Origin of the sequence: Flavimarina sp. Hel_I_48, assembly GCF_000733945.1 — a bacterium.
Taxonomy (GTDB): Bacteria; Bacteroidota; Bacteroidia; order Flavobacteriales; family Flavobacteriaceae; genus Leeuwenhoekiella.
The window spans coordinates 3,409,218-3,435,540 of sequence record NZ_JPOL01000002.1 but is presented as its reverse complement, the minus strand read 5'-3'; the positions used below and the strand labels follow the sequence as shown (position 1 = coordinate 3,435,540).

Below are 26,323 nucleotides of genomic sequence, written 5' to 3'. Positions count from 1 at the left end.
TTGCGCTACTTATTCAGGTTTACTACCAGAAGCAACAAATACACCTCCATAATTAAAACTATCATCCACTTTAAAATTGGAAACTTTGGTCTCTAAATATTGATAGATTGGTCTATCCACTTCGCCTTTCCCGATCCATTTTACAAAATCGCCCTTCAAACTTGGTTTTTCAAGATACCAGTCCAGAATAACAATTCTGCCGTTTGGTTTTAAAATTGAAATCATATTGTCGATTATGTTTCGCCATTTGGGCAGCCCTGACAAGCCAAGGTCACAAAAAACAGCGTCAACAGTAATTTGTTCGTTTCGATAATCAAGCCAATTTCGGTCAATTTTAGTAGCATCGTTTAATTCCGTTTCGATATTCTTCCAACCGTTTTTTTCTATTTTTTGTTTGGCCTTATCAAGCATTCCACTCGACAGGTCAATGCCGATGATTAGTCCTGAGTTGTTCAAATATTCGTTGAAATATTTGAAGTTGACCCCTGTTCCGCAGGGCACGTTTAATACGGTCTGTCCATTTTTGAGTTGAAGCTCTTTGATGGCATAGTTCCTGGCTTTTTTATAATACCAATTTGAGATGTAATCGTAAATGACGGAAAGCTTATCGTAGTAACGAATAGCGTTTTCCTGTTCTTCCTTTGTTCCGTACATTTGAGTTTCCATTACGCTTTTTTACCTGGTGATGAACTTGATGTATAAAAATACTCATTTCTTATTTTTTAGTTCATAAATCTGCCTTAGAACTTCTGACAAAAAAACTTTCAATACTTCTCGGATGCTTTTAATTGTTTCGATGAATAAGTCTTTCATAATCGTTTATTTGAGTAGTTATAGATTCCTTTTAAAATAGCCATCGCCACGGCCTTGACTTTAGAAGGCTGCAAAAAATAGAACCCTTCATCTTCGTTGGTAAGAAATCCAACTTCTACTAAAACAGCAGGGCGGTAATCAACACTTTCCCGTAGCACCTGAAAATTTGCAAACTTTACCCCCCTACTCTCAAAACCCAATTCTTTTTTAAAATAAGCCTGCAACAGATAAGCAAGCAAAGTTGAAAGGTCTGAAAATTGAGATTTAGTATTAGCCACATAAACTTCAATTCCTCTTGCGTTAGCATTATCTGAATGATTGCAATGCAAGGAAATAAATACATCCGCATCTAAGGCATCGGCCAATTTAGTTCGATCCGATAGGGCAATAAGCGTATCGTTATACCGGGTTAAATAAATATCCAACGGTATTTCTGACTTTTTGTTAAGCCTTAAAATTTCCAGAGCGATGTCCAGTACGACATCCTTTTCCTGTAAGCCATTTATACCGATTGTCCCGGAATCTTTTCCACCGTGACCAACGTCAATAATTATTCTTTTTTGGATGGCAGTTTCTTGCCCAAAAATGAAGCACATTTTTAGGAGCAAAAAGACAAAACTGACGTTTTTGAGCACTTTTTTCATTTTCAATCTTTGGGTTATCAACAATCTACCTTCCAAAATCCATAGAATTTGATGTCAAATAATGGCAACGGAATTCAATTAGTATCAAATAATATTTTATTCACAAATATTTGATTTTCAAGTATTTGAATACAAATATATGTACTTTTCCCTTAACGAAAACGAATCAAAAACTTAAACTGTTCCGTTATGAAAAAATCAATCTACTTGGCAACTTTTCTTTCGTTGCTCTCAACATCGCTTTTTGCACAAATCGGCGGGATCGAAGATTCAGTCGATGACGTTTCTAACACAATTAGGACAATTTTTCCAATAATCCTTGGTGTAATATTCCTGATTGGCTTCCTGTTCAACGCGGGACATTTCTTCGGGGAAAACGCCGATCTCAAAAAAGGGATTACCCGTGTTCTCGTATTTGTGCTAATAGCGGGAGCTGTGGTTGGAATCTTTACTTACCTAATCGGAATCGTAGTATAAATGAACCCTCATCGAGGGCTTTAATAGAAGAGCTTTATGAAGAAATTCGAGATCTATAAAAACATCAGGAAACGGGCAGTCATTTTTGGGTTGCCTATTTCCCTGTTTGCCATAATGATGGTTTCTATTCTCGCTTCGCTATTGGTCATCATCTTCTCGTTCAGCTTCGGGATCATCATTGGCGTATTGGTTATCAATTCAGCTTTGTATATCGCTTTGACCCGGATAACAAACAATCCACAGCTTTTCCAAATGGTAAAAGCCTTCCCAAAAATCATCAGTAACAAAAGAAACTCCGGCATCGACTATGAACAAGATTAACCTTTCGGCATACCGGCCCATCGCGGATATTCAGGACAATATCATCCTTGCTAACAATGGCAATGTGGTCTTGTGCTACGAAGGAAACCTGCCTGAAATTTACTCTCTCTCCGAAAAGGATTTTGAAGATATGCACGGGGCTTGGTTTCAAGCTTTGAAGTCGTTGCCCATAGGCACCGTGGTTCATAAACAAGATGTTTATCTTAAAAAGAGTTATACCTCTGAACAGCTTGCAAACAAAACCTTTTTGGAAAAAGCGACCCACGACCATTTTAAAGGGCGCGAATATATGGAGCACCGCTGCTTCCTGTTCTTTATTTTGACCAAGAACAAAGCACTTAACAGTCCCAAATATGTCAACCCCTTCCGAAAGGTTTCCAAGAGCATTATCCGGGAACTTGATGATACCGTGCAACGCTTTATCGGCTCGGTAAGTGATTCGGTTTCCTTTATCAACAATAGCCGTAAAATGGAATTTCTTTCGCTTGAAGCGAAAGGGATTGAGCAACTGACCAATGGGTACTTTAATGGCTTCAATGAAGGTTTTGATACGGATATTTTACTTGAAAAGAAAAACGTCAATATAGGCGAAAATTATTTTGATGCCCTGGCCATCAACAGCGAACTGTGCTTTGGCGAAAGTGTACAGAGCAGCAAGACCAATGAGAAATTCACTTCTGACGATTTTGTATTTCATCAAGGGTTTATTGATGGGCTGGGGCTTACGCTTAACGAAAACCACATTGTTAACCAGATCCTATATCTGGACGATAAACAAAAGTGGCGCAAGCTGCTCGACAAGAAAGTAGAGGAACTGAACAAAAGCTCCAACTTTGGTTCGCAGAACAAAGTGGTGCTCGGGAAAATCCAGCATATCCTTGATCAGATCAATGCCGATGATAATGCCCGGATTATCCGTGGCCACTTAAATATTGTTTACTGGGACAAGAATCCAAAGAACCTAAGTAGAATCGGCTCTAAAATCAAAACCGAATTTAAGGAATTGGACATTATCCCTTATTATCCAAGGGGCGAGGAACGGAAGAATTATATCCTCAACAGCTACTGCTGCTTTTCTTCCAATTTCTCGAATAATGATCTGTACGTGACGGATCTGAAACACGCACTTTGCCTGTTCATCAATAACACCAATTACAAATCTGATGATACCGGTATTATCTTCAATGACCGTGAGCATAATATCCCCGTTCTAAAGGATGTCTGGGATGAGCGCAAGAAACGCATCAAGGCAAGGAACTTTGCCATTTTCGCACCCACCGGTGAAGGGAAATCGTTCTTGGCAAATAACATTCTGCGTCAATATTTTGAAAGTGGCGTTCGCCTTGTCATTATCGATCTGGGCGGTTCTTATACCAAGTTTGCCAAACTCTATCCTGAAAAATACACCGTGCTCAGATACGAGAGCGGAAAGAATCTGGGCATCAACCCATTTTACATCAGCGATACAAATGATCTGACACCAGAACGGCTCGAAGATTTATCGGTCTTCCTGTTTGAACTCTTTGCCTCGGATCTGAAAGTGACCAAGGCGCAATCCGTCTCGGTCAAAAAAATACTGCGCCATTATTATGATAGCATTTCAGAAAACCACTCCTTGGATGGTTTTTACCATTTCATCGAGCGCAACCAAAAAGACCTTTTAGGTCAGCTCAAAATCCATCCTGACTACTTCAATGTTACGAGTTTTTTGCACGTAATGTCGGAGTATGTTGGCGATGGTCTATATAGCTTCCTCTTTGAAGTCAGCGAAGACCAGACTTATAAAATCGAGGATAAACGTTTGATCGTTTTTGAGCTGGACGAAGTAAAGGACAATAAGGAAATCCTGTCCGTAATGTTGAAGCTGATTAAGTCCGCCATCCAACGAACCATTTGGAAGAACCGTGCGGAAAAGGGGATTATCCTGTTCGATGAGTTTGCCAAGCAGTTGAAATTTGAAAACGTACTGGAAAGTGTGGAATTCTATTATCAGGCCATCCGAAAACAGAACGGTGCCATTGGGATTATCCTGCAATCCATCAATCAGCTTCCCAACAACTCTACATCGGCAAGCATACTGGAAAACACGCAGGTCATTTACAGTCTGAACAACGAGAAAGGCTATGCGGAATTGGTCAAAAGGCTCAATCTATCCAGCCACGACCTGAACCAGTTAAAATCCATCAAAAACAACCTTTCTGGACCACGCAAATACACCGAAATGTTCATCAAGATTGGAAAGGAAAGCAACATTTTCCGGCTCGAAGTTCCGAAGGAAGTATATGCCGCTTATCTAACTGATGGACAGGAAAACCAGGAAATAATGAAACTCTACGAAGAGCATCACGATATGAAAAAAGCAATCATTGAATTCACTTCTAAAAAATAATATGATGAAAACTAAACTTGTAATACTCGCAATGGCAATCTTGTTCAGCTTTAATATGAAAGCCCAAGGAATGCCCACTTATGACAACACCAATTTTATCAGCTTGGTAAAACAACTAATAGAATCTGGGAAGCAGACCGCAAACATTATCAAGACCGTCAAATTCTTAAAAACACAAAAAGAAAACATTGAAAAGGTCAACGATGTGGTCAAGCAGTTAAAAGCGGTTAGAGAAATTGGACGGAACAATCAGCGCCTCATCCTAGTGATGCAAAATGATTTAAGTGACATTCTTGACAGTCCTTACATCAAACCCGATGAAGTGGCAAGGGTATCGGAATCGTTTAGTGCCATTGTAGAAAATTCCTTGGACACAATGGACTTTATCGACCAGATTCTTTCCAGCGATTACCTAAAAATGAGTGATGCCGACCGTGCGGATATCCTGAAAGAAAAGGAAGAAGAATCGAAAAATATGGTTTCGGAAATCACATTGAAAACTAAACGATACCGAGATATAATTTCTTTCCGCAAGATGCAGGATAAAATCAATAATAGGGAAACAGGATATTAATTATGACCGCGGCAATCATTTTAGGGATAGGCTTGGAATACGTTGATACCGTTTTCCAGACCATACAGAACAGCAGCTTCTCGCAATATACCATTGCGGGAATGAAAACACTTGCCGTACTGTTCTTTCTGATCAACATCCTCAAAAAATATAATGAGGGCGTTGCGGATCAGGGCGGTTATACTTGGGGGTTGAGCCCGGGGGAACTGATCAAAAATTTTGCGGTCGTGCTTTTGGTCATTTTTTCAACACAGGTATTGGGCTTTTTTGACGGTATTCTGGTGGCCATCGAAGGACAATATCGGGGAACTGCTCCGGCTTTGTTGCCCTTGCAGATGCAGGATATTCCCATTGAGGAAGAGGTAAATATTATAAAAGCAGCCCAGGCCGCAATGTCTTTGCTTTATGAAGCTTTGGTAACACCACTTTTCGGTTTTAAGATATTTGCTTTCGTCGTGAGTACAATATTATGGATTCTCGATTTGTCCATTTATCCCTTATTCCTTGCGGAACGTTTCTTCTTGTTGGGAATAATGCAGGCATTCTTCCCATTGGTCATAAGCCTTGCCGTTTTTGAAAAGTTCCGTTCGCTCGCCTATAACTTTTTCAAATTGTACGCTGCTGTTTATATGTTGGTACCTGCGTTCTTTTTGGTCAATGTATTCGTCAATGCACTTTATACCGAGATAAACACCAATTTCTGGACGAACTTATTTGGAACTGACGTTGGTAGCGGCTTTTTTGCCCCGGTCGTACAGCTTGGTTCGGTAGGATTTATCGTCTTTCTAAAATTCAAACTGTACCGACGCGCGACCTCATTTACCCTAAAATTATTTACTGCCTAAAACCCATTCAAATGAAAACACCTTATAAAAATATTTACGCAGTCCTTAGAATTAATCGGTTCATCGTCTTGGCCGTTGTCATTTGCTCCGTTTTGTCCAGTTTCTTTGCCGTTTGGATGGTATTCAACATCAATAAAAAAGCCTTAAACAATGCTTTTGCCATCAATACCGATGGAAGTATCATCCCATTGAAACTCGTTACCCAAAAGGAAAACTTTAAAGTGGAAGCCTTGGCTCATTTGGAGCTCTTTCACAATTATTTCTACAACATCGATGCAAGCAATTACGAAAAGAACTTGGAAAAGGCACTTTGGCTGGGGAACAGTTCCGTTGACAACCTCTATCGCCAAAAGAAGGCCGATGGTGTCTATAATCGGTTATTGCAATATTCATTAGTCCAAAAGGTGGTCAGCATTGATTCCCAAATCGAAGAAAATAATGGGACTTATAATTTCAGGACGATTACCATTTTTGAAATCAACAGAGGTTCAATAATCGATACCTATGAGCTGATTTCCACCGGAAACCTGATTGCCGTGAATCGCAATTTCCCCAATAATCCGCACGGGTTGTTGATTACGAACTATTTCGAGAAATCCCTTAAAAAACTGAACGATGAAAATTGAAAAGAACAAAATAGTCTTTGCAGCAGTCTTGGCCGTGATATTCCTATTTCTGATTTCCTATTCCGTGATGGTGATGGGCGATGACGAAAGCGGGAACGAGAACCTTATAGAAACATCTGTACCTAAACTGGAAGAGGATCAGAAGGAATACGATTCCAAACTGGATGCCATCAATGATTTGAAGGAAGTGCGTGAAACCAATGCACCGAGCATCTACGACGAAAAGTTGATCGATTCCCTGGGCTTTTACGATGCCGATTTACCCGAACGGGAAAAGGAACGCATAGTGGATAGCATCTACTCCGCAGGGAAAATCAAGTATTCCGAAAAAAGCTATCGGAATATTGGCGTTAAAAAAGCTGTTACCAAGGTCGCAAAAGTAGTTGATTCAGCAGCAATAAAGGCCGAACAAAAAATTGCTGCAAAGGAAATGGGGCTGGAACACCAGTTGTTCTTTGCCTCTGATCCAAAGGAAAGTGATATTTCCGTTTCCGGCACAACGGATGCAGTAATATATGCGGTCGTGGATGGCGACCAAGTGGTCAAGGCAAATTCGCGCTTGCGGATGCGCCTGACCAAAGCCGCTACCGTTAATAACAAACGGATTCCAAAAAACACTCCAATCTACGGTTTTATCAGTTTTCAGCCCAATCGGGTGTTGATTGAAATCGAGAACATTCAACATCAACCCACAATGTTGAAAGCCTTTGACCTACAGGACGGAAGTGAAGGCATCTATGTGGAAAACAACTTTCGTGCAGAGGTAACCAACGAAGTTGTAGGCGATATGGTGGATGACATAAACATTGCGGGTGTACCACAAGTGAGCGGTTTCAAAAAGATATTTCAGCGCAATCACCGCAACGTAAAGGTTACCGTGCTCAACAATTACAGATTAATCCTAAAACCTAAATTATGAGCCCATAATGGGCATTTAAAACTCACTCTTATGAAAAATCTTCTTTTTATCTCAATATTTCTAAGTATTACTGCAATCACTAAAGCCCAAACGTCTATTACAATCGATACAATATATGCCAATGACCAAAAGAACGTTGCCTTATTCTTCCCAGAACCCATCCGCCAAGGGATCACGGGTTCTGATAATTTTGTCTTCACCTATAATCGCGAGAAAGAACAATTCTTTGGACTGCTTCAGGCAAAGCCGGGAAGGAAAGTAATCTTCTGGTTGGTCAACAGAAATGGCTCAGTTTTTTCGTATATTGTAAGGTATAAAGAGCAGCTTACTAAGCTGAACTATTTTATACCGAAGTCTAAAAGCATCGGTAATGAAAAGCCCAATGTTGCTGATTCGGCAAAAGTAGATGTGTCCAAGAAAGAGTTGGGAAACGAGGTCTATTATTACAGAAAATTCTGTTCCTATCTAATTGATCGAAAGCAACGGATTGGCCGGATAAAAAAACGGAACGAGGGCATTGTTTTAAGTGTTGAAAACATTGTTTTTGATAAGGAAGAGCTTTACTTCGTAATCCAGATTGAAAATAAATCTACCTTGGATTACGATCTGAACTTCTTGAAGTTCTCGGTTGAAACGAGACAAAAAGGTAAAAAGAAATCTTTACAACTTCTTTATCAAGAGCCTATTTTTAAATATAATCTGCCGACCAAAGTAGTTGAAAATGAAACCGTAAAATTGGTTTACGTGCTGCCAAAATTTTCGATAAGCAATGACCGCAGGGCGGTTTTAGAGATCAACGAAAAGAACGGGGAAAGGCACTTAAAATTAAAAATATCGCATAGATTTATCAATAACTCAAATTAATATCATTATGAAAAGAATAGCCATTTTTTCGTTAGTAGTATTTTTTCTGTCCTGTGCAGGGAAACAAGACCTTTCGCCGAGCGAAACTTCAAAAATCGTGGTGGAAAGTTTCTACAATGAAGATAATACCACCCTAAAAAAACATACCACCCCCGAAGGCTATGAAGGTCTAAAATCGATACAGGATTTAATGGCAGCAGGAAAATCAGGGGATTCCAATTTTAAAATGCTGGAAGAAACTGCCGATGATAAGACCGCTTGGGTAAGGTTTACAACCTCTTATGAGGAAAATCCTGAATTGTTCAAGCTTCTAAAGGTAGATGGTCAATGGAAGGTTACGCAGCAAGGGCCAAGAGAGAAAGGGCCGTTTTAAGGAAAGAAATAGTATAGACCTTCTCCTTTTTAAATTGGTCGTTAATTTTTTCGTCAATGGTAAAACAAAAGTAATTTATGTTATGGGTGGTCTGTTAAATCTTCTATTTTTGCAAAGACAAAATTCAATTTCTAATCGCACCTTTAAAAAACATATTAAATCAATTAGGGCTAATCGAACACCACGCGGTCTATTTTAGGGATAAGGCACTTGGTATTCCTTTCAATGGATTTACTCCAGAAGTAAAACAAAAAATAGACATTATTAATCCTGATGCGTATTATGTTTTTAATCAGCAGCCCTTATTGCTATTTTTTTATCTCGATGAAAATGATCGATCAAATCGGGAGTTAGAAATTCATAAACAGGTATGGTCTTTCGATAACTCACCGGTAATTTTTGTAATTAAAAAACAAGATGTAAAGGTTTATAATGCCTTGAATTACCATAAAAAAGAAAAGAGTCTTGAAGAAATCCCCTTGAGTCCAGAGGAAAGACAGGAGAGGTTTTCTTTTTGGAATCTTCAAAGCGGATCTACGTGGAAATGGCTACAACAAGAATATTTAGAAACTACAAAAAAGAACAAATATAGAAAAAGAGTAAATGAGCGTCTATTTCAAAATATAAGATCGGTTAGGCAAATTTTAATTGATGAACCTAATGGACTTACCGAAAATGAAGCGAACTCTTTAATTCTCCGATTAATTTTTATTCGTTATTTAATTGATAGAGGGGTTAAAATCGATGATGAAGAAATAAGAGGTAATTCCTTAGACGAGAAAAGACTTAGTTTTAGTAGAATAATACAGGAACCAACTAAACTGGATAACTTATTCAGCAGGCTCAATAAAAATTTCAATGGTGTTTTATTCAAGGAAGTCAATATTAAATTAACTTCAAAACAGTCTCAATTCCTAGCGGATGTTTTTAAAGGGGAAATACAAGAACAGGGCGCAATATTCGAGGGGTATTATTTTCATATTTTTGATTTCTCAATTATTCCTGTAGAAGTAATCTCTGGTATTTACGAATCATTAATTGATGAAGAAAAAAGGAAATTGGACGCAGCGGTATATACGCCTCCTTTTTTAGTAGAATATGTTTTAAATGATACGGTCGATAAATATTTAGCGAATAGCACTTCTTCTTCTTGTAAAATATTCGAAGTAGCTGTAGGTTCCGGTATTTTTTTAGTTCAGTCTTTGAGAAAGATGATTGAAAAAGAAATCGACCTAAAAGGAAAAAAGAATAATAAGGATTTTAGCAAACGCATTCGAAACATTGCCAAAGAAAATCTTTACGGAATCGATATTAATCCAGAAGCTTTAAAAGTAACCTGCTTCTCTATATATATTGCTCTTTTGGATTATCAAAGTCCAAAGGATATCGAAAAATACCCTTTCCCAAACTTCTTGGGAGAAAACCTATTTGAAGCAGATTGTTTCGACTTAGACCATCAATTTAATGAAGTAGTCAAAAAGCAAAAACCGAATTTCATATTAGGAAATCCTCCTTGGAAAAAGGATAAATCCCTTAAGCATTTAAAATGGATCAATTCTACTAAAATTCATAATAGAAAGATTACGGGCAAATTAGAAATTGCACAATCTTTTTTATTACGTTCGCAAGATTTTATGCAACCGGATACTGTGGCAGCTTTAATAGTAACCAGTACAATTTTCTATAATGTTTCAACCACTACAAGGGAATTTAAACATAAATTCCTGACATCTTTCTGCCTAGATAAATTTTTAGATCTTTCACCCGTAAAACAAACTCTTTTTGAGCAGCAAGAGAGCCCAACTTCTATAGCTTTTTATCGCCTAGCTAATAACAAAAATTATCTGGAAAATGTTGTCGAACATTTAAGCATAAAGGTTAATTCATTTTTAAAATATTTTAAAATGCTAGTCATTGAGAAGTATGATAACAAGAAAATCTCTCAGAGACATTTTCTTGAAAATGATTGGATGTTTAAAGTAGCGCTATATGGAAATATTTTAGATTTTGGCCTTATTAAAAGATTAGAGTCACAAAATGCTTTCAAAATATCAGACTTGGTCGATGGGGATACTTTATATGGAGGTGCCGGCATTTCGAGGGGAAAAGATGCAAAACCTTTTCCTAATATGATTGGAATGCCAATAGTTGAAAATAGCGAAATAAATGAATATTATACCCAAGTTGATAAGGCCAACACATTAGAAGAGTCAGACGTCAATCTTGCACGTGGAAGAGAAATAGATATTTTTAAAGGAAAAAAAATTCTATTAAAAGAGCAAAGTAAGAATTGGAACAAACCAGTTATATCTTATTGTGATTCAGATTCTGTATTTCGAAAAGGAACTTTTGCAATCTCTTCACTTAATGAAGAGATTATTAAACCTCTGTATGGGTTACTTATTTCAGAAATGGCCACCTATTATATGTTTTTGATTGCTAGTGCCTGGGGCGTTGGAACTAGACCTGCTATTCGTTTTGTGGATGAGTTTTTAAAAATACCGTATAGGGAACCAGGTAAGGGTTTAAAAAATGATCTCATTAATTTGGTGAATAAATTCCTGAATCCATTCAAAAAGCATTACTCAGAATTTAATTTAGGCGAACCTGAGTTTGACGATTCTGTATTTTCTCAAATAAATAAACTAATCAATGAAGTATATGAGATTAAAGAGTATGAAAAAGATTTGATAGATTATGCTTTAAATGTTTCGAGATACCAATTTCAAGAAAGCAAACAATATTTAGTAATAGATTTTACACAACTTAACCCTGAGCATTATAGAAATAGAGATCTTGTTCTAAAAAAATATGCAGAAGTTTACCTGAAAGAGATGGGCGATCTTTATAATGCTGAATTTATCCAAATTGAAATTTATCCTTTAGACCACTTTATTGCAATGAATTTTGTGTTTTTGAGCAAAGAACCCAAAGATAAAATTATTTATCCGCAAGATAAAAATAACGAAAAAGAAGTGCTTAGAAGGTTGGCGAGTAATCTTAGTATTTCTCAGATTACCAATACAAAGGACCCTTCAAAAAACCTTTTCATTCAAAAAGATATTAAAGGCTTCGAAACTAATTCATTTTATATCATTAAACCAAATGAATATAAATGTTGGCATCGTGCCCTTGCTTGGTATGATGTTGCGGAATTCAGAAATACAATTGAGCAGGCAGAGTTGAACAGCTTAAGTAGTGAGATTAATGATTTCTGATGCCTCCCAATTCATACAGCATAGAAAAGATACTTTTTCTATTACCAACAAAAGAATAACGCAGATAATTTCTTACGTATGCGAATGCTATGAAATTTGTGTCAAGGATAAAACAGTAGCCCCTTATTCTATCAGTACGGTCGCTCAGAATAGTACACTGACCTTCGAGGATTTTCTAAAATTTGATTTAATAGATAATTATCTCAACGTCAACAAACATCTTTTTAAAGAAAAGGTCACTGAATTAGAAGAAATTCACTTTAGTGCTGAGACTCAGGAAAGGTATATTGATCTAATTGATTCTAAGCAAAAACCTGACAAAATAGATATTTATGTTGATAGGTTGGGGCTTCAAGATGAATGGATGTCTCAAAATAATCAGGTTTATTTTGCTATAGAATGCAAACGCATAAAAATATTATCTGACACCAAAGCTTATATTGGGGATATAAAAAAAGTAACCAATCGAAATCATACAAATTTGAGGTTACCTTTTGAGGGGCAAATCGCGTTTATCGAGAATATAAAGCTAGATCATACAGTTGTAGCGAAAAAAGCCAATACTATATTAAGTGAAGATTCAGAGATACACACGCTTCAATATCTGAAATTTCAGAATTTCCATAGTACTTTTAAAGCTACATACAGTTCTATCCACACTAAAAATTTTGGAAGAAATGAATCATTTTTGGTATATCATTTATTATTGGATTATACTAAAATAGTAATGAGTTAAATTTATGATTTAATTTTTGAATATAGACTTCGCCTCTTCATAAACTCGTTCAAAATTAGCCTCTAAATCAGCTTGGGTAAATTGCTTTGATTCCTCGGGAAGCCTCCTCTGAATTTGCTGCAATTTAAATTGAACCTTTTTATCCTTCCCGTCTGCATAGGTAATAAATTCGCCCTGCTTCAAGCGAAAGAAAACATCAGCCCTGATTTTAGGGATTTCTTTTTCTCCAGTCGTAACTCTTGTATCAAAATCCAAATTATGGCCACGGCTCACGCTTTTGGTCGGGTCTTTAATAATTTCAAAAAAGCGTTCGTAGTATTTGGCTGTATCAGGATCGTTTACCTTGCCGAAAAATTGATAGGAAAGGTTACTCAAAATTGCCTTGCTCGCTTTATCGCCGTACATCATATCGTTCTGAATCTTATCCTGCATCACGTAGATGGTTGCGATGTCATAACTCCGCAAAGTTGCCGGAATACGGTGCATATTTAACAATCTTATTGTTGGTGCCTCTTCCATCAACAGGAAAGAAGGTTTGGAATTCCGCACACTCATTTGTTTGGTGATCGTATGGATAATGGTTGCAATAACAGGCGAATAAGAAGTTTCAAATTTGGGATTGTTTACCACCGAAATCACAGTTGGATTTTCAGAACTATTTATATTGAGTGGCACTTCATCCGCAGATAAGGCCATAAAGATGCGTTGGGTGCTTATCCGTTTTAGCGCATTGGCCAAGGTACTTTTAACCCCGGCGGTCTGCCGTTCAGAATCCTTACCGCTGATAAAGGCATCTGCCATTGCCCGTGATGTCGTATTGGTTTCCAAAAACTGGATTAGGCTGTTCGTATCCAAATATTGATAAATGGCAATTAGATGCGGCAGGGTACAGAATTTTGGGTACGAGGTTTTCGGCTTCCAGATCAGTCCGCCAATCAATCCTTCGGCGGCATCATTGAAAAATTTGGTCGTGCCACTCGTACCGGATTCCCGTTGCTCCAACAAATTCTCGATCAATACCCTCGAAACCTCGTTTACGCTTTCCTCGTTCTCTAAATAGCGTGGGGCAATAGGATTTACCCTATGAATAATTTTATCAAAGGAAATAACCTTAAAAGGGATATCACCGTTCTTAAAAAGCGGATACGCCATTTCCGTCAGTTCAAAATCCTTATAGTCGTGAATGATCCCGCAAAAGCCCTCTTTTTGGAAATGCTTCAGAAAACCATATACCACACTTTCGGTCTTTCCGCTTCCGGCAGATCCTATGATGGATGCCCCACGTTTTACATTTTCTAATGTAAAACTTCCCTTGCTCGTTGTAAAACTTACACGGTACTTGCTATCGCTATTTTTAGGTTCGTCTGGTTTGTGCAAAAAAACGTACAATCCTGTATTAATTAGTATCAGCGGACAACCTAAATAAAGTAGGGTCAATATCAACCGATTATCTTCAGAAAGATAATAAATGAAAACTGCGATTAGCAATATATTCAGCGCGAACGCATACCGACTGATTCTGAAAAATGAATAAAATAATAAACTGGTCAAGCCAATAACCGAGATTACCGTAAAAAGACTTTCTATTTCCATTGTCTTGAATTAAATACCGATTGAACTTGATTTGATAGCCACGTCCAAACCTTTGCGCAGCTTGTTGAAAACTTTTAGGGCAAGCTGTGCCTGATTGGTCGGGATGCTGGGTATTATCGGGATGCCCGTTTCCCGCATCAACTTGAAAGCGATTGCCTTTTCGTTGGTGGGCAGTTTCATCAATGAGGCAAAGTAGATTTTAGGGTTTTTGATAAAATCCTTCCGGGCCTTATAGGTTTCTGCAAAATTCCTTTGATAGCCAAAAGTCTTGTCGAAGGTCTTTTCGGCATTTTCAAAAAACCTGTCCCGGTCAAAGCCCCGTTTGACATTCTTGCCGTTCATCTCGACATCGGAAGCTTTGTATTTGCTCCCGGGCGAAAGGCTGTACGAATTGGAAGCGTCTTTCCGGCTCACGATAATGTGGATATGGCTTTGGCTTCCGGCCTTTGGCATTCCCTGGACAATCCGTTTTCCATCTTGTTGGTGCGGGGCTTGCTTTTCTAATTTTGCGATTTCCCTTTCCCGTTTCTTGGTACTTCCTTTCATCGAACCATTATCAATACTTCGGATCTCATTTTTTAGGTGCAATATTTTGGTGGCAAAGGGTTGGTTTTCCTTGATCTGTTTGTCCGTTCCCTTAAAGGTTCGTTGGTGCTCAATTTTCGCATAGTATTTAATGTTATCGATGGTGACGGGTCGCCCATTGATTTCCCGGTTGAATGATGCCACATAATCCTTCATCAGCTCGCGAGTGTAGTTTTTCAAATCTTCACTACTTTTCTGTAATCGGTTCAATTCATATTTAGAAGGGCTGACCGTAATCGAATAGAATTTTGGCTCTTTCTTTTTCAGTTTGGCACCGTTTCCATCAATATCCTTTACGACTTCTTCGGCGGAAATTTTATCGCCATATTGATTGAAAAAGTGTTCCATACTTTCTTGTTCCAAACCTTGATTTTCCTTTTCCAAATAGCCCACAAAATCTGCCGAACTTTGGGAGTAGTTCCCGCCCAATTTTTGAGGTGTGATCGTGATATACATAGCTCAAATATTTAAAGTTCGTTGTTGCGATTTTTCTTTTCCTGAAATCTTATTTTCGGCTTTTCCTCTGCATACTTCTTTTCTAAAATCAAAGGTTTCTTTGTCGGTGCTTCGGTCTGAAAAAGGGATTCGATCATCGCCACGGTGGGTTTGGTTTGAGTCTTTTCCATATCCCTCATTATGGCGATTACCGCATTGATCCGTTTCTTTAAATTGGCCTCGATCGTCCTTCCGGTAGGGCCCAGTTTTTCCCGTGGGGATATTTCGTTGTAGAAGAAAAAATCGAGCATCACAGCCATTGCTTCGGTGTGCGACTTGAAATGAGTTCTTGAAAATTGCTGAAAACGTTTCGCCGTTTCCTTTTTGAATCTAATGCCGATAAATGTGTCCATAATTCGCCGATTTGTCGCAAATCCTTCCCTAAAAATGGGCGCTCACAGGGCGTTTGTCGCAAATTGTAGAAATCTAAATAATCGAATAATTTTTAAGTATTTAAAAATCAGATGATTAAAAAGGAAAAGGAGTACTTAACATCGCATCGCGTGTTACCCTCTTGCTACTCCTTTTCGTCACGCCAGAGCGTGACAAAAATTTCGTACAATTTGGCCTAAAAGCCAATTGCCAATTTCAGGGAAAAGATTTCCCGTTATGTAATTTTTCGATGGGCAGGGTTATCGGCGAAAGTCAAAAAATGGATACCCCTGCGTAAAATTGAATGCTGAATTTCAGCGGAATAAAGATAATGATTTTTATTGAAATGGATTTGTTTTAGCAAAAAAAGACCTCTGAAAATTCAAAGGTCTTTCCGTTCCTATTTGGATAATTTCAGATATTAAACACATAGGTATAACTGTATAGATTCCGAAGTGCTTCCTCTTCAATCATCACCTCAAAATTGGTGCAATGTTCCTTTGCATAGTTTCGAATATCATCGCCAAATTTATGCTCAACGTCCTTTTTTGAACTTTCCAAAAGGCGTTCTTGGGTCTCCCCGTTCAGGTCTGAAAAATTTAGATAGATCATAATTTTTAGGTTTTGAAGGGGTTAATATTCGCTCGGTAACATCAGCGTATTATTTACAAAAAACAACCGCAGTTCATCAAGCGGAAAATCGGTTGCTCGATACCCATTTTTTTGGAGTAGGTTATCATTCCCATCCGTGTAGATTATTTCAGCTTCGTAGCCCGTAAAATCCTGTTTATCCTCGGACAATCTCTTGAAGTCGATGGTTATGAACTTGCTTCGGTTCATAAGACTTTTTGCGATTATTGAGGTATCGGTAATCAACCAAAAACATTCGGCAGCTTCCGCCAAATATTTCAGCCCGTTGGTGTAACGGGTTCTTAATAATGGGATTTGGAATATGGTTTCTGAACCGTGAAAATGTTGTAATCCCTCTTTGATTTCGTTAACTTGTGCTTTCATTGTTATCTAATTTTAATTAATGGATAATGAAAAAGAGGGCGCATCTTTAGACGGTTACGCCCTCTTTAATTTTAGATTAGTCGGCTGAATTGTTGCCGTTCTTAGTTCCCAACAAAAGGATTTCGTTGGCTTCCACTTCGGTAACGTACCTTTTGATACCGTCCTTGTCCTCGTAGCTTCGGGATTTCAATTTCCCGGTTACCCCGATTTCCTTGCCCTTTCCGGCATACTTCTCGATGATTTCGGCAGTTTTGCCCCAGGCTACAATTGTGTGCCATTCGGTATTTTGGACTTTTTCGCCCTCGCTATTTTTGTAATACTCGTTCGTGGCGAGTGAAAGACGGGCTACTTTTTTACCGCTTTCAAGGTTTGTGATTTGTGGCTCTTGGCCAACGTTTCCGATTAACTGTACGTGATTTTTTAAAGTGTTCATAATAAAAGAATTAAAGATTAATTAAGGCTACCCGAACCATTCAGGCAGTTTGCGTTTATATTTTTTGAAGTGATTTACTTATTATATCCAGAGCGTTTTCCTTTTTTTGTTTTTTTAGTCCCACTTCCTTTTTGATGTTTTTGTAAGATTTCATACTATTCCGTTTAGATTTACTTCCCATAAAGCCGTCCGCTGTTACCTTTTTTGTTGCTGATACATTTTCAATATTTGGAATTAATAAGGAGTTATAAAAGGGAGGCACGACCGGTTATGCACTCCGTTTAACTTCCGAATGTTGGTATTTTGCTTACAAAAAAAGGGTAGGGACAGCGGCGGTGCGGGAGTAGGTCTAAATGCCTTTTGTGAAGTATGAAAACATAGGAAGCGGGACTAAATAATTAAATGGAATTCCGATTTGGCGGACTTCGTTCACGATTTCGTATTGGAATGGTGTGCGCTTCCCGGCAGCGCGGGAAGGGCAAACGGAATGGAAAATAGCAATCGGGGATGGTGTCCAAGACCTATGTAGGAAAGCTCTTTGCCCGGAATGGAGCGATTCCTGCCCCTTCGGCAGGCGGGCGCGGAATGGAGCGGCAATGTGCTGACCGGGTTATGTAAAAGGATAATCCTCTTGAAGTAGGATTTAAAGCGGACTTAATTTCAAAGCTGTAGATTGAAATGGAGTTTGGCCGCTTCCCGGTTTTTCCCGGGAATGGGTGGGCAAGTGGAATGGAAATCGGAAGCTTTGGAGTTGTGTCCAAGACCTCTGTAATGAAGCGCTTTTCCCGAAATGGAGCTTTTTCTGCGGAATGCAGGGGAATGGGCTGAGTGGGTTATGAAAAACAGTTTATCCTTTGAAGTAGGATTTAAAGCGGACTTGACTTCAAAGCTGTAGATGGGAATGGAGTTTGGCTGCTTCCCGACCTTTCTCGGGAATAGGCGGACGAGTGGAATGGAAATCGGAAGCTTTGGAGTTGGGTCCAAAACCTTTGTAATGAAGCGTTTTTCCCGGAATGCAGCTTTTTCTGCGAAATGGAGGGGAATGGGCTGAGGGGGATATTTAAAATCAGTTTCTCTTAAACAAGATTTTCTCAAAAATATAAATCTATTATTTAAGCACTTGAAATGCCCAAACAATCAACAAAAACCCAATTCCGGACACTGCTGGAGTTTCGATTTTTTGTTGTGCATCCAGATCTGAAAGTTATCATTTAAGATTTGTTCTCGGTGTTTTCTGAGGGAAGCTTTACGAATCCCAAAAAAATGCAATCAAGTAATGCTATAATTCCTCATCATCCCCATATCCTCGTGCTCCAGATTGTGGCAGTGGTAAACGAAAAGGCCTTTAAAATCCTCAAAACGCATGATGATCTTGATTTTCATTCCCGGCATTACCAGCACCGTGTCCTGCCATCCCCCATCGATAAAACCTTCCTTGATGGAATTCCAGACCGTGGCATCCATTGCAGAGGTATCCCGTTCCAGAATATTGAACTGAACCTGATGGATATGGATGGGGTGTGGCATCTGCATCATATTCCCCATGCCGCCACCTTCATCTTTTCCGCCCATCATCCCACCATTTCCCATCATGCCCCCGCCACCCATCATACCTCCACCGGAATTCACGAGTTCCCAGATTTCTGTGGTATCCAATTTTACGGTTTCCCGATCTGTAGCTTCCCTTGGTTCCCAAGTATTCCCGTTAATGGTCCACTTCATGCGCTCCATAAAGAATTTAAAGTTCCGCGGGTTTTGCTCATTAATTGCCGAGGAAGCGGCCAGCATATTGAAAGGTGCCAGTTGGGCGGGCAACGCAAAATCATCTGTGCCCTCTTGATCTACCTTGATGCTGAAAAGCGCATACGCACCACCTAGGGGCAGTGCCTTTTCATTACCGCCCATCATTCCTCCATCCATCATTCCCCCGCCCATCATCCCTGCAGAAAACGGCAGACTTTTCAATTTCATTTCGGTCCCCACGGGACGGTCTGTCAGATCTACCCACAGATCAAGGCGTTTTGCCACGGCAAGCATCGCGTAGGGCATAGTTTTTGGTTTGTCCAAAAGACTGCCGTCGATCCCGATAACGGTCAGGGGCGTACCGTCTTCCCACCCCAGTTTATAAAAACGGGAATTCGACCCATTTAATAACCTTAGTCTATAGCGGCAACCGGATTTTAAAGAAAGTGAGCTGTCGTTCTTGCCGTTTATAACAATTTGTTCCCCAAGGAACCCACGCATTTTACCTTGCATCCCGCCACCACCATCTAGATAGACCAGTTGACCATCTGCATCAAAGGTGCGGTCCTGTATGACCACGGGAACATCAAATTCCCCGGTGGGAAGGTTTAACTTTTCCTCTTCTTCATCGGTTACTATGAACATCCCGGCAAGACCGTTATACACCTGTGGCCCTGTACGCCCGTGGGGGTGGGGGTGGAACCAATAGGTGCCGGCACAGTTCATGATTTCAAATTCATAGACATACGTCTGCCCATTGGTGATGACATCGGTGGGATGCCCATCATATACCTGGGGGACGTGCATCCCGTGCCAGTGCACGATGCTCTCTTCGGGGAGTTCGTTCTTAAAGTGGATACGGATTTTTTGGCCTTTTCGTGCCCTTATTACCGGCCCGAGGTAGCTATTTTCAATCTTTTGGAGAACAGAAGTTTCCCCTTTGATAAGTTTACTTTCAAAACTCCAAAAACCGGTATCCCCATTTGGAAAAAACGGAAGCCTGTTTTCCTTTGCGGTGAGTTCGATCTCTATATCCGGATTGAAACCTGGATTGGCCTTTAACGGTTTTTTATCCGTGGCCCCTTCTGTACAGGAGGATAACAATGGCCAGCTAAGCGTCAAAACCGTAGCAGCCCCGCCTAGTTTTATAAATTTTCTGCGCTCGATCTTCTCCATTTCATTGGTTTTGATAAAAGATTCCTTTTGTTGGCTTCATTCTGCTACAGACTTTCAATGGCGCTTTTCAATTTCTCCGTGATTTCGGTTGCAATTTCCTTCAGGGTCGCATTGTCCACCGCTTGCATCGAGGCCAGCGGGTTCACCGCGGCAACCTCGGTCTTTCCTTCTTCCACTTCTTGCACAATGACGTTGCAGGGGAGCATGGTCCCGATTTTATCTTCGGCCAGTAAGGCTTTGTGGGCATAAGGGGGGTTGCAGGCCCCCAAGATGGTGTACTTTTTAAAATCGACGTCCAGTTTCTTTTTGAGGGTAGCCTTGATATCGATTTCCGTCAAGATACCGAACCCTTCCTTTTTAAGTGCTTGGGTGGTTTTTTCTACGGCTGTATCAAAACCTGACGCTATGGTTTTACTGAAATAATAGTTCATATCAAAAATTTTTAATTGTTGTCATCCATCATGTTATTATCACTATTTTCCATGTGATCCCCATCCATATGGTCATTGTTATTTTTGGTGTCCCTACAGGAAAGGGTAGCGAGTGTAAGTAACATCATTAAGCTGATTGCCGAAATTTTTCTCAAGTAGTTCATGTGTTTGGTTTTTGGTTAAAAATGATTTATTTGTTCTTATTGATGAATTTCCAAAGGAGATATCCAAAAAAAAGTACGATGATAATCCAAAGAAACATCATAATATATTGATTTTAATTTGACTAAAAATACGGGATCAAAATTTAAAAAAGATTGCCAGCGCCTTAAAATTATGTAAAATAAATGCGTCAATGCGGTAGTTTTCCCTTCAAAACTCCATACAGAAAGGTTCCCAGCAAAGCTCCGGCGATGACTACCAATATAGAAAGGTAGCCCGCACCGGCCAGCACATACATAGGTCCTGGACAGGCCCCCGCCAAAGCCCATCCCAATCCAAAAATGATACCGCCAATCAAATAGCGTGCTATGCTCTTTTTCTTCGGATTCAATTGCATTTCCTGATTTCCGAAAGCTTTGATGTCCCTGTGTTTTATAATCTGAACTCCGATTATGCCCAAAACTAAGGCCGAACCAATAATACCGTACATATGGAACGAGCCAAACTGAAACATCTCGTAAATTCTAAACCACGAAGCCGCTTCAGACTTGTACATTACAATCCCGAATAAAATACCCGTGGACAAATAAGCTATATATTTCATACTGTGAAAATTAATGGGAATAAAAAGTGAATCATTACAAGGCCTCCTATAAAGAACCCTATAACCGCAATTAAGGAAGGAAGCTGAAGGTTACTCAATCCAGAAATCGCGTGGCCGGAAGTACAGCCGCCAGCATAGCGTGCGCCAAAACCCACCAGCAAACCTCCTAAAAGCAATATGCCCAATACAAAGGGGTCTCCAAGATTTTCTGTAGCAAAAAGTTTGGGCGGCATATAGGCTCTGCCGGCACTATCGATGCCATAATCCTGAGAAAGCTGCCGGGCGACTTTGGGGTTTATTTCCACCGTATTATTGGACATATAGTGCGAAGCCAAAAAGCCGCCAATTACCGCCCCCAAAACAACCATAAGGTTCCAGCGTTCCTTTTTCCAATCTAATTTAAAAAATTCCGCAGCCTTACCCGCGCCTCCTATGGAACACATCGTCCGTAGGTTTGAGGACATTCCAAACTGTTTTCCCAAAAACAACAGGATGAACATTGTCAGGGCAATCAAGGGCCCGGCAACATACCAAGGCCAAGGTTCATAAATCAAGTCCATATATTTGTTTTGTGCAAATATGATATTTTTCTGAATTGAGGACAGTAACATTTGTTACAATAGAAATGTAATTTTTCTGTGTAGGTTCTAAAAGTGCTATTAGAATAACTTTAACAGGCTTGCGTAACAAAAGTTACACATAAAACGTATTCTTTCCCTTATTTTTGTGCCAATCGTGAAAACTAAAACTTACATAGCTGTACTATTGACATTCATCTTTATGGCGAAATTTGCTGCCATAGATGCAGATGGGTTGAACATCCTGTTCAGCGGAAGTGACATTTCTTTCGTAAACCCGCACTGTAAAAAGGAAAATCCACCAAAACAGTCAAAAAAAACTGCCGATTTTTCTCAAACTGATATATCAGCTTCACAAGTCATAGCATTAAACGGCTTTTGTACTTCTCAGTTTCAATTAGAGCTGTTCTCGTGGGAAACTAATTTTGCTGGACCTACTGTAGTTTTTAACGAACATTTCTCTTCCAGATTGAGTTATCTATACTTAGATAACGCCTCCCCACCTCCTCGTTTGGCCTAACCCTTATTTTAGAAAGCTTAAAGTCGGTGCTTCCGTAGTCGTTCTTTGTTCCAAAGAAATACGGCCGAATGGACTATTACGGAAAGACACCGCACAAAATCAAACATTCATTTTTTACATTTTTTACAATGGCGACCAAAATTTTGATCAGCCGTCGTTCCATACAATTGTTGCGAATATTGGTGAGCGGCATATTTCTCGTAGCGGGTTTTAATCACTTGCTCCATGTAGAAAAAACCGCCCAACGCATAGAACAAGCAAGCTTTAAGGGTATCGCCCATTTTTTTGGCGAACCGCAGTGGCTTATTATTCTATCTGGTATCGTAATGCTTGCAGCGGGGTTTTTATTCCTGATTGGGTACAAGACCAAATGGGCGGCAATAATCTTGATGGCGGTTTTGATCCCCATTACCTTAACGGTTCAGGTAGGGCAGATTACCACTCTTGGACCGTTATTTAAGAACATAGCAATTTTAGGTGGACTTCTCTTTTTTATATTGAACGACACCAATAACCTTTTAAAATAAATCAACATGAAAACATACATTTTTAGTTCAGTTTTATTAATGCTCACCTTGTTTAGCGCAGCTAATATGCAGGCGCAGCAAATGAATAACAGTAAAAACAACTATGTGGTGCTCACCAAAAAAGTACCCCAGTTACAACCCATTTTATTAACGGCAGAAGCCCTCAAAAAAGAAGATGGGGATGCCTTTGGAGATTTTCAGGTCATCATCTGCGGCAAGAAAATCGGGGACATTACGAATCCGTCCAAAATGAACAAGTTTATCCAAAAAGCCGAAAAACTGGGGGTTAAATTGGTGGCCTGTGGATTTTCCCTTAAGAAGTTTAAGATAGATACCACGAAGGTACCTAAAGAAATGAAAACCGTGGACAACGGCATCCTCTACAATTTTCAACTCCAGAAAAAAGGCTATAAAAGCATAAGCTTATAAAGCTAAAAACAAAATATTCACAAATTAAAATCAATTCAAAAATGGACAATAATAAAAAAAAAAGAGCTCAAAGAAAACCTGGATTCAGTATGGAATATTTGCAGTAGTGGCCATTACGCTTTACGCAACTGGTCTACACACCGAGGTAATCGGTTTCGCCCAGCGCGGACTTTTAGCCACCGGCCTTATGAATCCCGATGTGGAGGAAATTGCACAAGCGAGGATGAATGAAAACGAAAATAAAGCTGAAACGGCAACTATGCCAGATCCCTCCCAAGCAGATTTTAACTTTAAACTGATTGATAAGGAGGGCAATACCAAGTCCTTGGCAGATTTCAAAGGCAAGGTCATCTTTATGAATATGTGGGCCACGTGGTGTCCACCGTGCATAGCAGAAATGCCAAGCATCGCTAAATTGCACGAAGAAATGGGTGATGAAGTCGCTTTTGTAATGCTATCCCTAGACCAGGATTTTGAAAAAGCAAAAGCTTTTGATAAACGTAAAGGATACGACCTGCCCATTTATGCACCGGCCGGCAACCTTCCAGCGATGTATCAATCGTCTGCAATTCCCACTACCTTTATTATCGATGCCGAAGGAAATTTGGCATTGACCCACAAGGGAATGGCCGATTATAGCGACCCAGATTTCAAAAAATTCTTAAAAAGTTTACAGTAGCATTTTTCATGAAACGGGATGGAACCTTATGGATATCCATCCCTTTTGGGAATACTTAAAATCCAAAGCATAGTATGCGATATCTAAAATTAGTATTGGTATTCATCATCGCGCTTGTAAGCCAAATTGCGCAATCGCAAATGATGGAAGCACCTGAATGGGAAGCGGAAGTACAAGAAAGAAGCATTGCCCCAGGCGATACGATCACCGTACTTTTTACCGCCGAAATCCCGCAAGATTGGTATATGTATTCCAGCGACTTCTACCCTAACCTTGGGCCAATAGTCACAGAATTCAATTTTAACGATAGTGAACAATTTGAACTATTGGGTGGTCTGGAACCGATAGGACAAAAGAAAAAATATGATGAGCTGTTTGAGGGAGAATACACTTATTTCACAAAAGAGGCAAAATTTAAACAGCGGTTTATAGTCAATTCTGAGCGTCCTAATATCAAGGCAATGGCATCTTACCAAATATGTTCAGATGTAAATGGGCAATGTATTCCTTTCAAAAGTGATATTACAGTATTTGGGAATGTTCCCAAAAAACCATCGGATGTTGTCAAGACCGATACTGATGCTTCGACACCTATTGCCTTGGAGGCTTTTGACAATGAATTTAAAACCACCGAGAAAGAAGGACAGGGCTTTTCATTTTTGTTGACGTTTTTCCTTTTATCATTTGGCGCAGGTCTAGTGGCCTTACTGACGCCCTGCGTTTTCCCAATGATACCAATGACTGTTAGCTTTTTCACAAAATCGAATACCAGTCGTCAAAAGGGAATTGCACAGGCCATTTTGTACGGAGTTTCCATTATAGCAATTTACACTATAGTTGGCACTTTATTTTCAGTATTGTTTGGTGCAGATTTCGCTAACTTTTTAAGTACGCATTGGATACCAAACCTGTTTTTCTTTGCCATATTCGTATTATTTGCGCTTTCCTTTTTTGGTTTATTTGAAATACGATTGCCAAATAAATTTGTGAATAAAATGGATTCACAGTCCAATAAAGGTGGGATGTTGGGCATCTTCTTTATGGCCTTTACGCTGGTCTTGGTAAGTTTTAGCTGTACAGGCCCCATTGCAGGGACCATTCTCTTGCAGGCTGCCGATGGAGAAACCATACAGCCCTTGGTGGGAATGTTCGGGTTTTCGTTGGCCTTTGCCTTGCCGTTTACCCTCTTCGCAATCTTTCCCAATTGGCTAAGGTCTATGCCCAAAAGTGGTGGTTGGCTGAATACCGTTAAGGTCGTGCTTGGTTTTGTAGAATTGGCACTTGCCTTAAAATTCCTGAGCATTGTGGACCAAGTCTATCATTGGGAGATCCTGAACCGCGATGTGTACCTTGCTTTATGGATTGTTATATTCACTTTTCTTGGGTTCTACCTTCTGGGAAAAATTACATTCCCGCACGAGCAGAAACCAAAAAACACATCCGTAGGACGGGTAATGTCGGCCTTATTGGTGTTTAGTTTTGTGGTCTATCTTATTCCCGGCTTGCTGGGTGCACCCTTAAAGGCCTTGGCCGGGTATATGCCACCATTAAGTTCGCAGGATTTTGTGTTGAACTCGCCCTTAGTGTCGTCCGTCTCAAACAGTACGGCCGAAGTTTCGGAATGCGGTGCCCCAAAATACGGTAACCTGCTGGAGCTACCATATGGGATTCAGGGCTATTTTGATTACGAACAGGCTTTGGCCTGCGCCAAAAAACAGCACAAACCTTTATTTATCGACTTTACCGGTCACGGCTGTGTAAACTGTCGCGAAATGGAAGCTGCTGTTTGGTCCGACCCGAAAGTATTGAAAAAACTGAAAGAAGATTATGTGGTCGTGGCTCTTTATGTTGATGAAAAGACCGAATTGCCTGAAGATGAATGGTATGTTTCCGCTTACGATGATCGAGTGAAAAAAACCATGGGAGGTCAGAACCTCGATTTTATGATCCAGAAACTCAACGCCAACGCCCAACCGTATTATACGTTGATCGATACCAAAGGTTCCCTGTTAAGTGACCCAAAAGGCTATGATCTGGATGTGGGCAACTTTGTTGAATTTTTGGACAATGGGCTGGAAGAATTTGAAAGTAGGAACACAAATCAAATTCTTTTGAGTAGTGACTCAAAAGGTGCAGAATTCAGTTCTTCTGTAAATTAATTCTGGCTATTTTCAACTGAAATT

At 39.6% G+C, this 26,323-nt stretch carries 30 protein-coding genes; 17 read left to right on the top strand and 13 right to left on the bottom strand.

All coding sequences use genetic code 11. The annotated features are described in order from the left end of the window. Nucleotides 1–9: 9 nt before the first annotated feature. Entirely contained in the window at nt 10–666 is a 657-nt protein-coding gene (locus P162_RS14820; protein WP_031428460.1) for a class I SAM-dependent methyltransferase, read from the bottom strand. Between the two features lie 143 nt (nt 667–809). Further along, entirely contained in the window at nt 810–1,457 is a 648-nt protein-coding gene (locus P162_RS14815; RefSeq protein ID WP_031428458.1) for an N-acetylmuramoyl-L-alanine amidase, read from the bottom strand. Between the two features lie 189 nt (nt 1,458–1,646). Between P162_RS14815 and P162_RS14810 the strand changes: the two genes are divergently transcribed. From P162_RS14810 to P162_RS14760, 11 genes are all read left to right on the top strand, one after another. Then, a complete protein-coding gene (locus tag P162_RS14810; protein WP_031428457.1) occupies nt 1,647–1,934 on the top strand; it encodes a hypothetical protein in 288 nt (95 codons plus the stop codon). 36 nt (nt 1,935–1,970) lie between these two features. Beyond that, entirely contained in the window at nt 1,971–2,255 is a 285-nt protein-coding gene (locus tag P162_RS14805; protein WP_081868439.1) for a hypothetical protein, read from the top strand. Beyond that, on the top strand, nt 2,242–4,644 hold the full coding sequence (locus P162_RS14800; RefSeq protein ID WP_031428456.1) for a TraG family conjugative transposon ATPase: 2,403 nt from the start codon (nt 2,242–2,244) through the stop codon (nt 4,642–4,644). The genes P162_RS14805 and P162_RS14800 overlap by 14 nt, the downstream gene beginning before the upstream one ends. 4 nt (nt 4,645–4,648) lie before the next feature. Next, nucleotides 4,649–5,218 (top strand): hypothetical protein, encoded by a 570-nt coding sequence (locus P162_RS14795; RefSeq protein ID WP_031428454.1) that lies wholly within the window; start codon nt 4,649–4,651, stop codon nt 5,216–5,218. A 2-nt stretch (nt 5,219–5,220) separates the two neighbouring features. Then, nucleotides 5,221–6,063 (top strand): hypothetical protein, encoded by an 843-nt coding sequence (locus P162_RS14790; RefSeq protein WP_031428453.1) that lies wholly within the window; start codon nt 5,221–5,223, stop codon nt 6,061–6,063. An 11-nt stretch (nt 6,064–6,074) separates the two neighbouring features. Then, entirely contained in the window at nt 6,075–6,689 is a 615-nt protein-coding gene (locus P162_RS14785; protein WP_031428452.1) for a conjugal transfer protein TraK, read from the top strand. After that, nucleotides 6,679–7,608, top strand: coding sequence for a conjugative transposon protein TraM (traM, locus tag P162_RS14780; protein ID WP_031428450.1), 930 nt, complete (start codon nt 6,679–6,681; stop codon nt 7,606–7,608). Before P162_RS14785 ends, traM begins: the two co-directional genes overlap by 11 nt. A 30-nt stretch (nt 7,609–7,638) precedes the next feature. Further along, nucleotides 7,639–8,472: a DUF4138 domain-containing protein gene (locus P162_RS14775; RefSeq protein ID WP_031428449.1), complete on the top strand. Its 834-nt coding sequence runs from the start codon at nt 7,639–7,641 to the stop codon at nt 8,470–8,472. 7 nt (nt 8,473–8,479) lie between these two features. Next, nucleotides 8,480–8,845, top strand: a complete 366-nt coding sequence (locus tag P162_RS14770) for a hypothetical protein (protein WP_008615577.1) — start codon at nt 8,480–8,482, stop codon at nt 8,843–8,845. A 305-nt stretch (nt 8,846–9,150) separates the two neighbouring features. Then, nucleotides 9,151–12,063, top strand: coding sequence for an Eco57I restriction-modification methylase domain-containing protein (locus tag P162_RS14765; RefSeq protein ID WP_241077787.1), 2,913 nt, complete (start codon nt 9,151–9,153; stop codon nt 12,061–12,063). Next, entirely contained in the window at nt 12,053–12,799 is a 747-nt protein-coding gene (locus P162_RS14760) for a hypothetical protein (protein ID WP_008615570.1), read from the top strand. Before P162_RS14765 ends, P162_RS14760 begins: the two co-directional genes overlap by 11 nt. Nucleotides 12,800–12,808: 9 nt before the next feature. Here P162_RS14760 and P162_RS14755 read toward each other — a convergent pair whose 3' ends face one another. The 6 genes from P162_RS14755 to P162_RS14730 form a co-directional block, all read right to left on the bottom strand. After that, entirely contained in the window at nt 12,809–14,392 is a 1,584-nt protein-coding gene (locus tag P162_RS14755) for a type IV secretory system conjugative DNA transfer family protein (protein ID WP_031428446.1), read from the bottom strand. Between the two features lie 9 nt (nt 14,393–14,401). Next, on the bottom strand, nt 14,402–15,433 hold the full coding sequence (gene mobB, locus P162_RS14750) for a MobB family relaxase (protein ID WP_031428444.1): 1,032 nt from the start codon (nt 15,431–15,433) through the stop codon (nt 14,402–14,404). 11 nt (nt 15,434–15,444) lie between these two features. Then, the gene (locus P162_RS14745) at nt 15,445–15,825 is read right to left on the bottom strand and encodes a BfmA/BtgA family mobilization protein (protein ID WP_031428443.1); all 381 of its coding nucleotides are present in this window, start codon (nt 15,823–15,825) and stop codon (nt 15,445–15,447) included. A gap of 433 nt (nt 15,826–16,258) precedes the next feature. Next, nucleotides 16,259–16,456, bottom strand: a complete 198-nt coding sequence (locus P162_RS14740; RefSeq protein ID WP_031428441.1) for a hypothetical protein — start codon at nt 16,454–16,456, stop codon at nt 16,259–16,261. Nucleotides 16,457–16,477: 21 nt separating this feature from the next. Next, complete coding sequence (locus P162_RS14735) at nt 16,478–16,858, bottom strand: DUF6876 family protein (RefSeq protein WP_031428439.1); 381 nt, start codon at nt 16,856–16,858, stop codon at nt 16,478–16,480. Between the two features lie 76 nt (nt 16,859–16,934). Continuing rightward, nucleotides 16,935–17,291, bottom strand: coding sequence for a single-stranded DNA-binding protein (locus P162_RS14730; protein ID WP_031428437.1), 357 nt, complete (start codon nt 17,289–17,291; stop codon nt 16,935–16,937). A 678-nt stretch (nt 17,292–17,969) separates the two neighbouring features. On the opposite strand from P162_RS14730, the gene P162_RS17745 reads away from it, so the two are divergent. Continuing rightward, nucleotides 17,970–18,119 carry a hypothetical protein gene (locus tag P162_RS17745; protein ID WP_164076269.1) on the top strand — a complete coding sequence of 50 codons (150 nt, stop codon included), beginning with the start codon at nt 17,970–17,972 and terminating at the stop codon, nt 18,117–18,119. Between the two features lie 441 nt (nt 18,120–18,560). On the opposite strand, the gene P162_RS14720 is transcribed toward P162_RS17745, so the two are convergent. The 5 genes from P162_RS14720 to P162_RS14705 all read right to left on the bottom strand — a co-directional run bounded on the left by P162_RS14720 (nt 18,561) and on the right by P162_RS14705 (nt 21,967). Beyond that, nucleotides 18,561–20,210, bottom strand: coding sequence for a multicopper oxidase family protein (locus P162_RS14720; protein ID WP_031428435.1), 1,650 nt, complete (start codon nt 20,208–20,210; stop codon nt 18,561–18,563). A gap of 44 nt (nt 20,211–20,254) precedes the next feature. Next, the gene (locus P162_RS14715) at nt 20,255–20,641 is read right to left on the bottom strand and encodes a DUF302 domain-containing protein (RefSeq protein ID WP_031428433.1); all 387 of its coding nucleotides are present in this window, start codon (nt 20,639–20,641) and stop codon (nt 20,255–20,257) included. 11 nt (nt 20,642–20,652) lie between these two features. Next, nucleotides 20,653–20,805 (bottom strand): hypothetical protein, encoded by a 153-nt coding sequence (locus tag P162_RS17740; RefSeq protein WP_164076268.1) that lies wholly within the window; start codon nt 20,803–20,805, stop codon nt 20,653–20,655. 188 nt (nt 20,806–20,993) lie between these two features. Beyond that, nucleotides 20,994–21,407, bottom strand: a complete 414-nt coding sequence (locus tag P162_RS14710; RefSeq protein ID WP_031428432.1) for a DUF6691 family protein — start codon at nt 21,405–21,407, stop codon at nt 20,994–20,996. Continuing rightward, complete coding sequence (locus tag P162_RS14705; protein ID WP_031428431.1) at nt 21,404–21,967, bottom strand: YeeE/YedE family protein; 564 nt, start codon at nt 21,965–21,967, stop codon at nt 21,404–21,406. The genes P162_RS14710 and P162_RS14705 overlap by 4 nt, the downstream gene beginning before the upstream one ends. Before the next feature lie 220 nt (nt 21,968–22,187). Between P162_RS14705 and P162_RS14700 the strand changes: the two genes are divergently transcribed. The 5 genes from P162_RS14700 (at nt 22,188) to P162_RS14680 (ending at nt 26,299) form a co-directional block, all read left to right on the top strand. Further along, nucleotides 22,188–22,505: a hypothetical protein gene (locus tag P162_RS14700; protein ID WP_031428429.1), complete on the top strand. Its 318-nt coding sequence runs from the start codon at nt 22,188–22,190 to the stop codon at nt 22,503–22,505. A 128-nt stretch (nt 22,506–22,633) separates the two neighbouring features. Continuing rightward, nucleotides 22,634–23,032 carry a DoxX family protein gene (locus P162_RS14695; RefSeq protein WP_031428428.1) on the top strand — a complete coding sequence of 133 codons (399 nt, stop codon included), beginning with the start codon at nt 22,634–22,636 and terminating at the stop codon, nt 23,030–23,032. A gap of 6 nt (nt 23,033–23,038) precedes the next feature. Continuing rightward, the gene (locus tag P162_RS14690) at nt 23,039–23,461 is read left to right on the top strand and encodes a sulfur reduction protein DsrE (protein WP_031428426.1); all 423 of its coding nucleotides are present in this window, start codon (nt 23,039–23,041) and stop codon (nt 23,459–23,461) included. Nucleotides 23,462–23,567: 106 nt separating this feature from the next. Beyond that, nucleotides 23,568–24,140: a TlpA family protein disulfide reductase gene (locus P162_RS14685; RefSeq protein WP_241077786.1), complete on the top strand. Its 573-nt coding sequence runs from the start codon at nt 23,568–23,570 to the stop codon at nt 24,138–24,140. Between the two features lie 74 nt (nt 24,141–24,214). Further along, nucleotides 24,215–26,299: a protein-disulfide reductase DsbD family protein gene (locus P162_RS14680; protein ID WP_051907937.1), complete on the top strand. Its 2,085-nt coding sequence runs from the start codon at nt 24,215–24,217 to the stop codon at nt 26,297–26,299. Nucleotides 26,300–26,323: the final 24 nt, after the last annotated feature.

Coding starts and splice junctions, on each gene's coding strand:
- P162_RS14790 (WP_031428453.1), top strand. CDS start 5,221: ATGACCGCGGCAATCATTTTAGGGATAGGCTTGGAATACGTTGATACC.
- P162_RS14690 (WP_031428426.1), top strand. CDS start 23,039: ATGAAAACATACATTTTTAGTTCAGTTTTATTAATGCTCACCTTGTTT.
- P162_RS14730 (WP_031428437.1), bottom strand. CDS start 17,291: ATGAACACTTTAAAAAATCACGTACAGTTAATCGGAAACGTTGGCCAA.
- P162_RS14760 (WP_008615570.1), top strand. CDS start 12,053: ATGATTTCTGATGCCTCCCAATTCATACAGCATAGAAAAGATACTTTT.
- P162_RS14680 (WP_051907937.1), top strand. CDS start 24,215: ATGCGATATCTAAAATTAGTATTGGTATTCATCATCGCGCTTGTAAGC.
- traM (WP_031428450.1), top strand. CDS start 6,679: ATGAAAATTGAAAAGAACAAAATAGTCTTTGCAGCAGTCTTGGCCGTG.
- P162_RS17745 (WP_164076269.1), top strand. CDS start 17,970: ATGGAGTTTGGCCGCTTCCCGGTTTTTCCCGGGAATGGGTGGGCAAGT.
- P162_RS14810 (WP_031428457.1), top strand. CDS start 1,647: ATGAAAAAATCAATCTACTTGGCAACTTTTCTTTCGTTGCTCTCAACA.
- P162_RS14800 (WP_031428456.1), top strand. CDS start 2,242: ATGAACAAGATTAACCTTTCGGCATACCGGCCCATCGCGGATATTCAG.
- P162_RS14710 (WP_031428432.1), bottom strand. CDS start 21,407: ATGAAATATATAGCTTATTTGTCCACGGGTATTTTATTCGGGATTGTA.
- mobB (WP_031428444.1), bottom strand. CDS start 15,433: ATGTATATCACGATCACACCTCAAAAATTGGGCGGGAACTACTCCCAA.
- P162_RS14745 (WP_031428443.1), bottom strand. CDS start 15,825: ATGGACACATTTATCGGCATTAGATTCAAAAAGGAAACGGCGAAACGT.
- P162_RS14700 (WP_031428429.1), top strand. CDS start 22,188: ATGGCGAAATTTGCTGCCATAGATGCAGATGGGTTGAACATCCTGTTC.
- P162_RS14775 (WP_031428449.1), top strand. CDS start 7,639: ATGAAAAATCTTCTTTTTATCTCAATATTTCTAAGTATTACTGCAATC.
- P162_RS14785 (WP_031428452.1), top strand. CDS start 6,075: ATGAAAACACCTTATAAAAATATTTACGCAGTCCTTAGAATTAATCGG.
- P162_RS17740 (WP_164076268.1), bottom strand. CDS start 20,805: ATGAACTACTTGAGAAAAATTTCGGCAATCAGCTTAATGATGTTACTT.
- P162_RS14815 (WP_031428458.1), bottom strand. CDS start 1,457: ATGAAAAAAGTGCTCAAAAACGTCAGTTTTGTCTTTTTGCTCCTAAAA.
- P162_RS14740 (WP_031428441.1), bottom strand. CDS start 16,456: ATGATCTATCTAAATTTTTCAGACCTGAACGGGGAGACCCAAGAACGC.
- P162_RS14820 (WP_031428460.1), bottom strand. CDS start 666: ATGGAAACTCAAATGTACGGAACAAAGGAAGAACAGGAAAACGCTATT.
- P162_RS14770 (WP_008615577.1), top strand. CDS start 8,480: ATGAAAAGAATAGCCATTTTTTCGTTAGTAGTATTTTTTCTGTCCTGT.
- P162_RS14715 (WP_031428433.1), bottom strand. CDS start 20,641: ATGAACTATTATTTCAGTAAAACCATAGCGTCAGGTTTTGATACAGCC.
- P162_RS14735 (WP_031428439.1), bottom strand. CDS start 16,858: ATGAAAGCACAAGTTAACGAAATCAAAGAGGGATTACAACATTTTCAC.
- P162_RS14705 (WP_031428431.1), bottom strand. CDS start 21,967: ATGGACTTGATTTATGAACCTTGGCCTTGGTATGTTGCCGGGCCCTTG.
- P162_RS14805 (WP_081868439.1), top strand. CDS start 1,971: ATGAAGAAATTCGAGATCTATAAAAACATCAGGAAACGGGCAGTCATT.
- P162_RS14720 (WP_031428435.1), bottom strand. CDS start 20,210: ATGGAGAAGATCGAGCGCAGAAAATTTATAAAACTAGGCGGGGCTGCT.
- P162_RS14695 (WP_031428428.1), top strand. CDS start 22,634: ATGGCGACCAAAATTTTGATCAGCCGTCGTTCCATACAATTGTTGCGA.
- P162_RS14795 (WP_031428454.1), top strand. CDS start 4,649: ATGAAAACTAAACTTGTAATACTCGCAATGGCAATCTTGTTCAGCTTT.
- P162_RS14755 (WP_031428446.1), bottom strand. CDS start 14,392: ATGGAAATAGAAAGTCTTTTTACGGTAATCTCGGTTATTGGCTTGACC.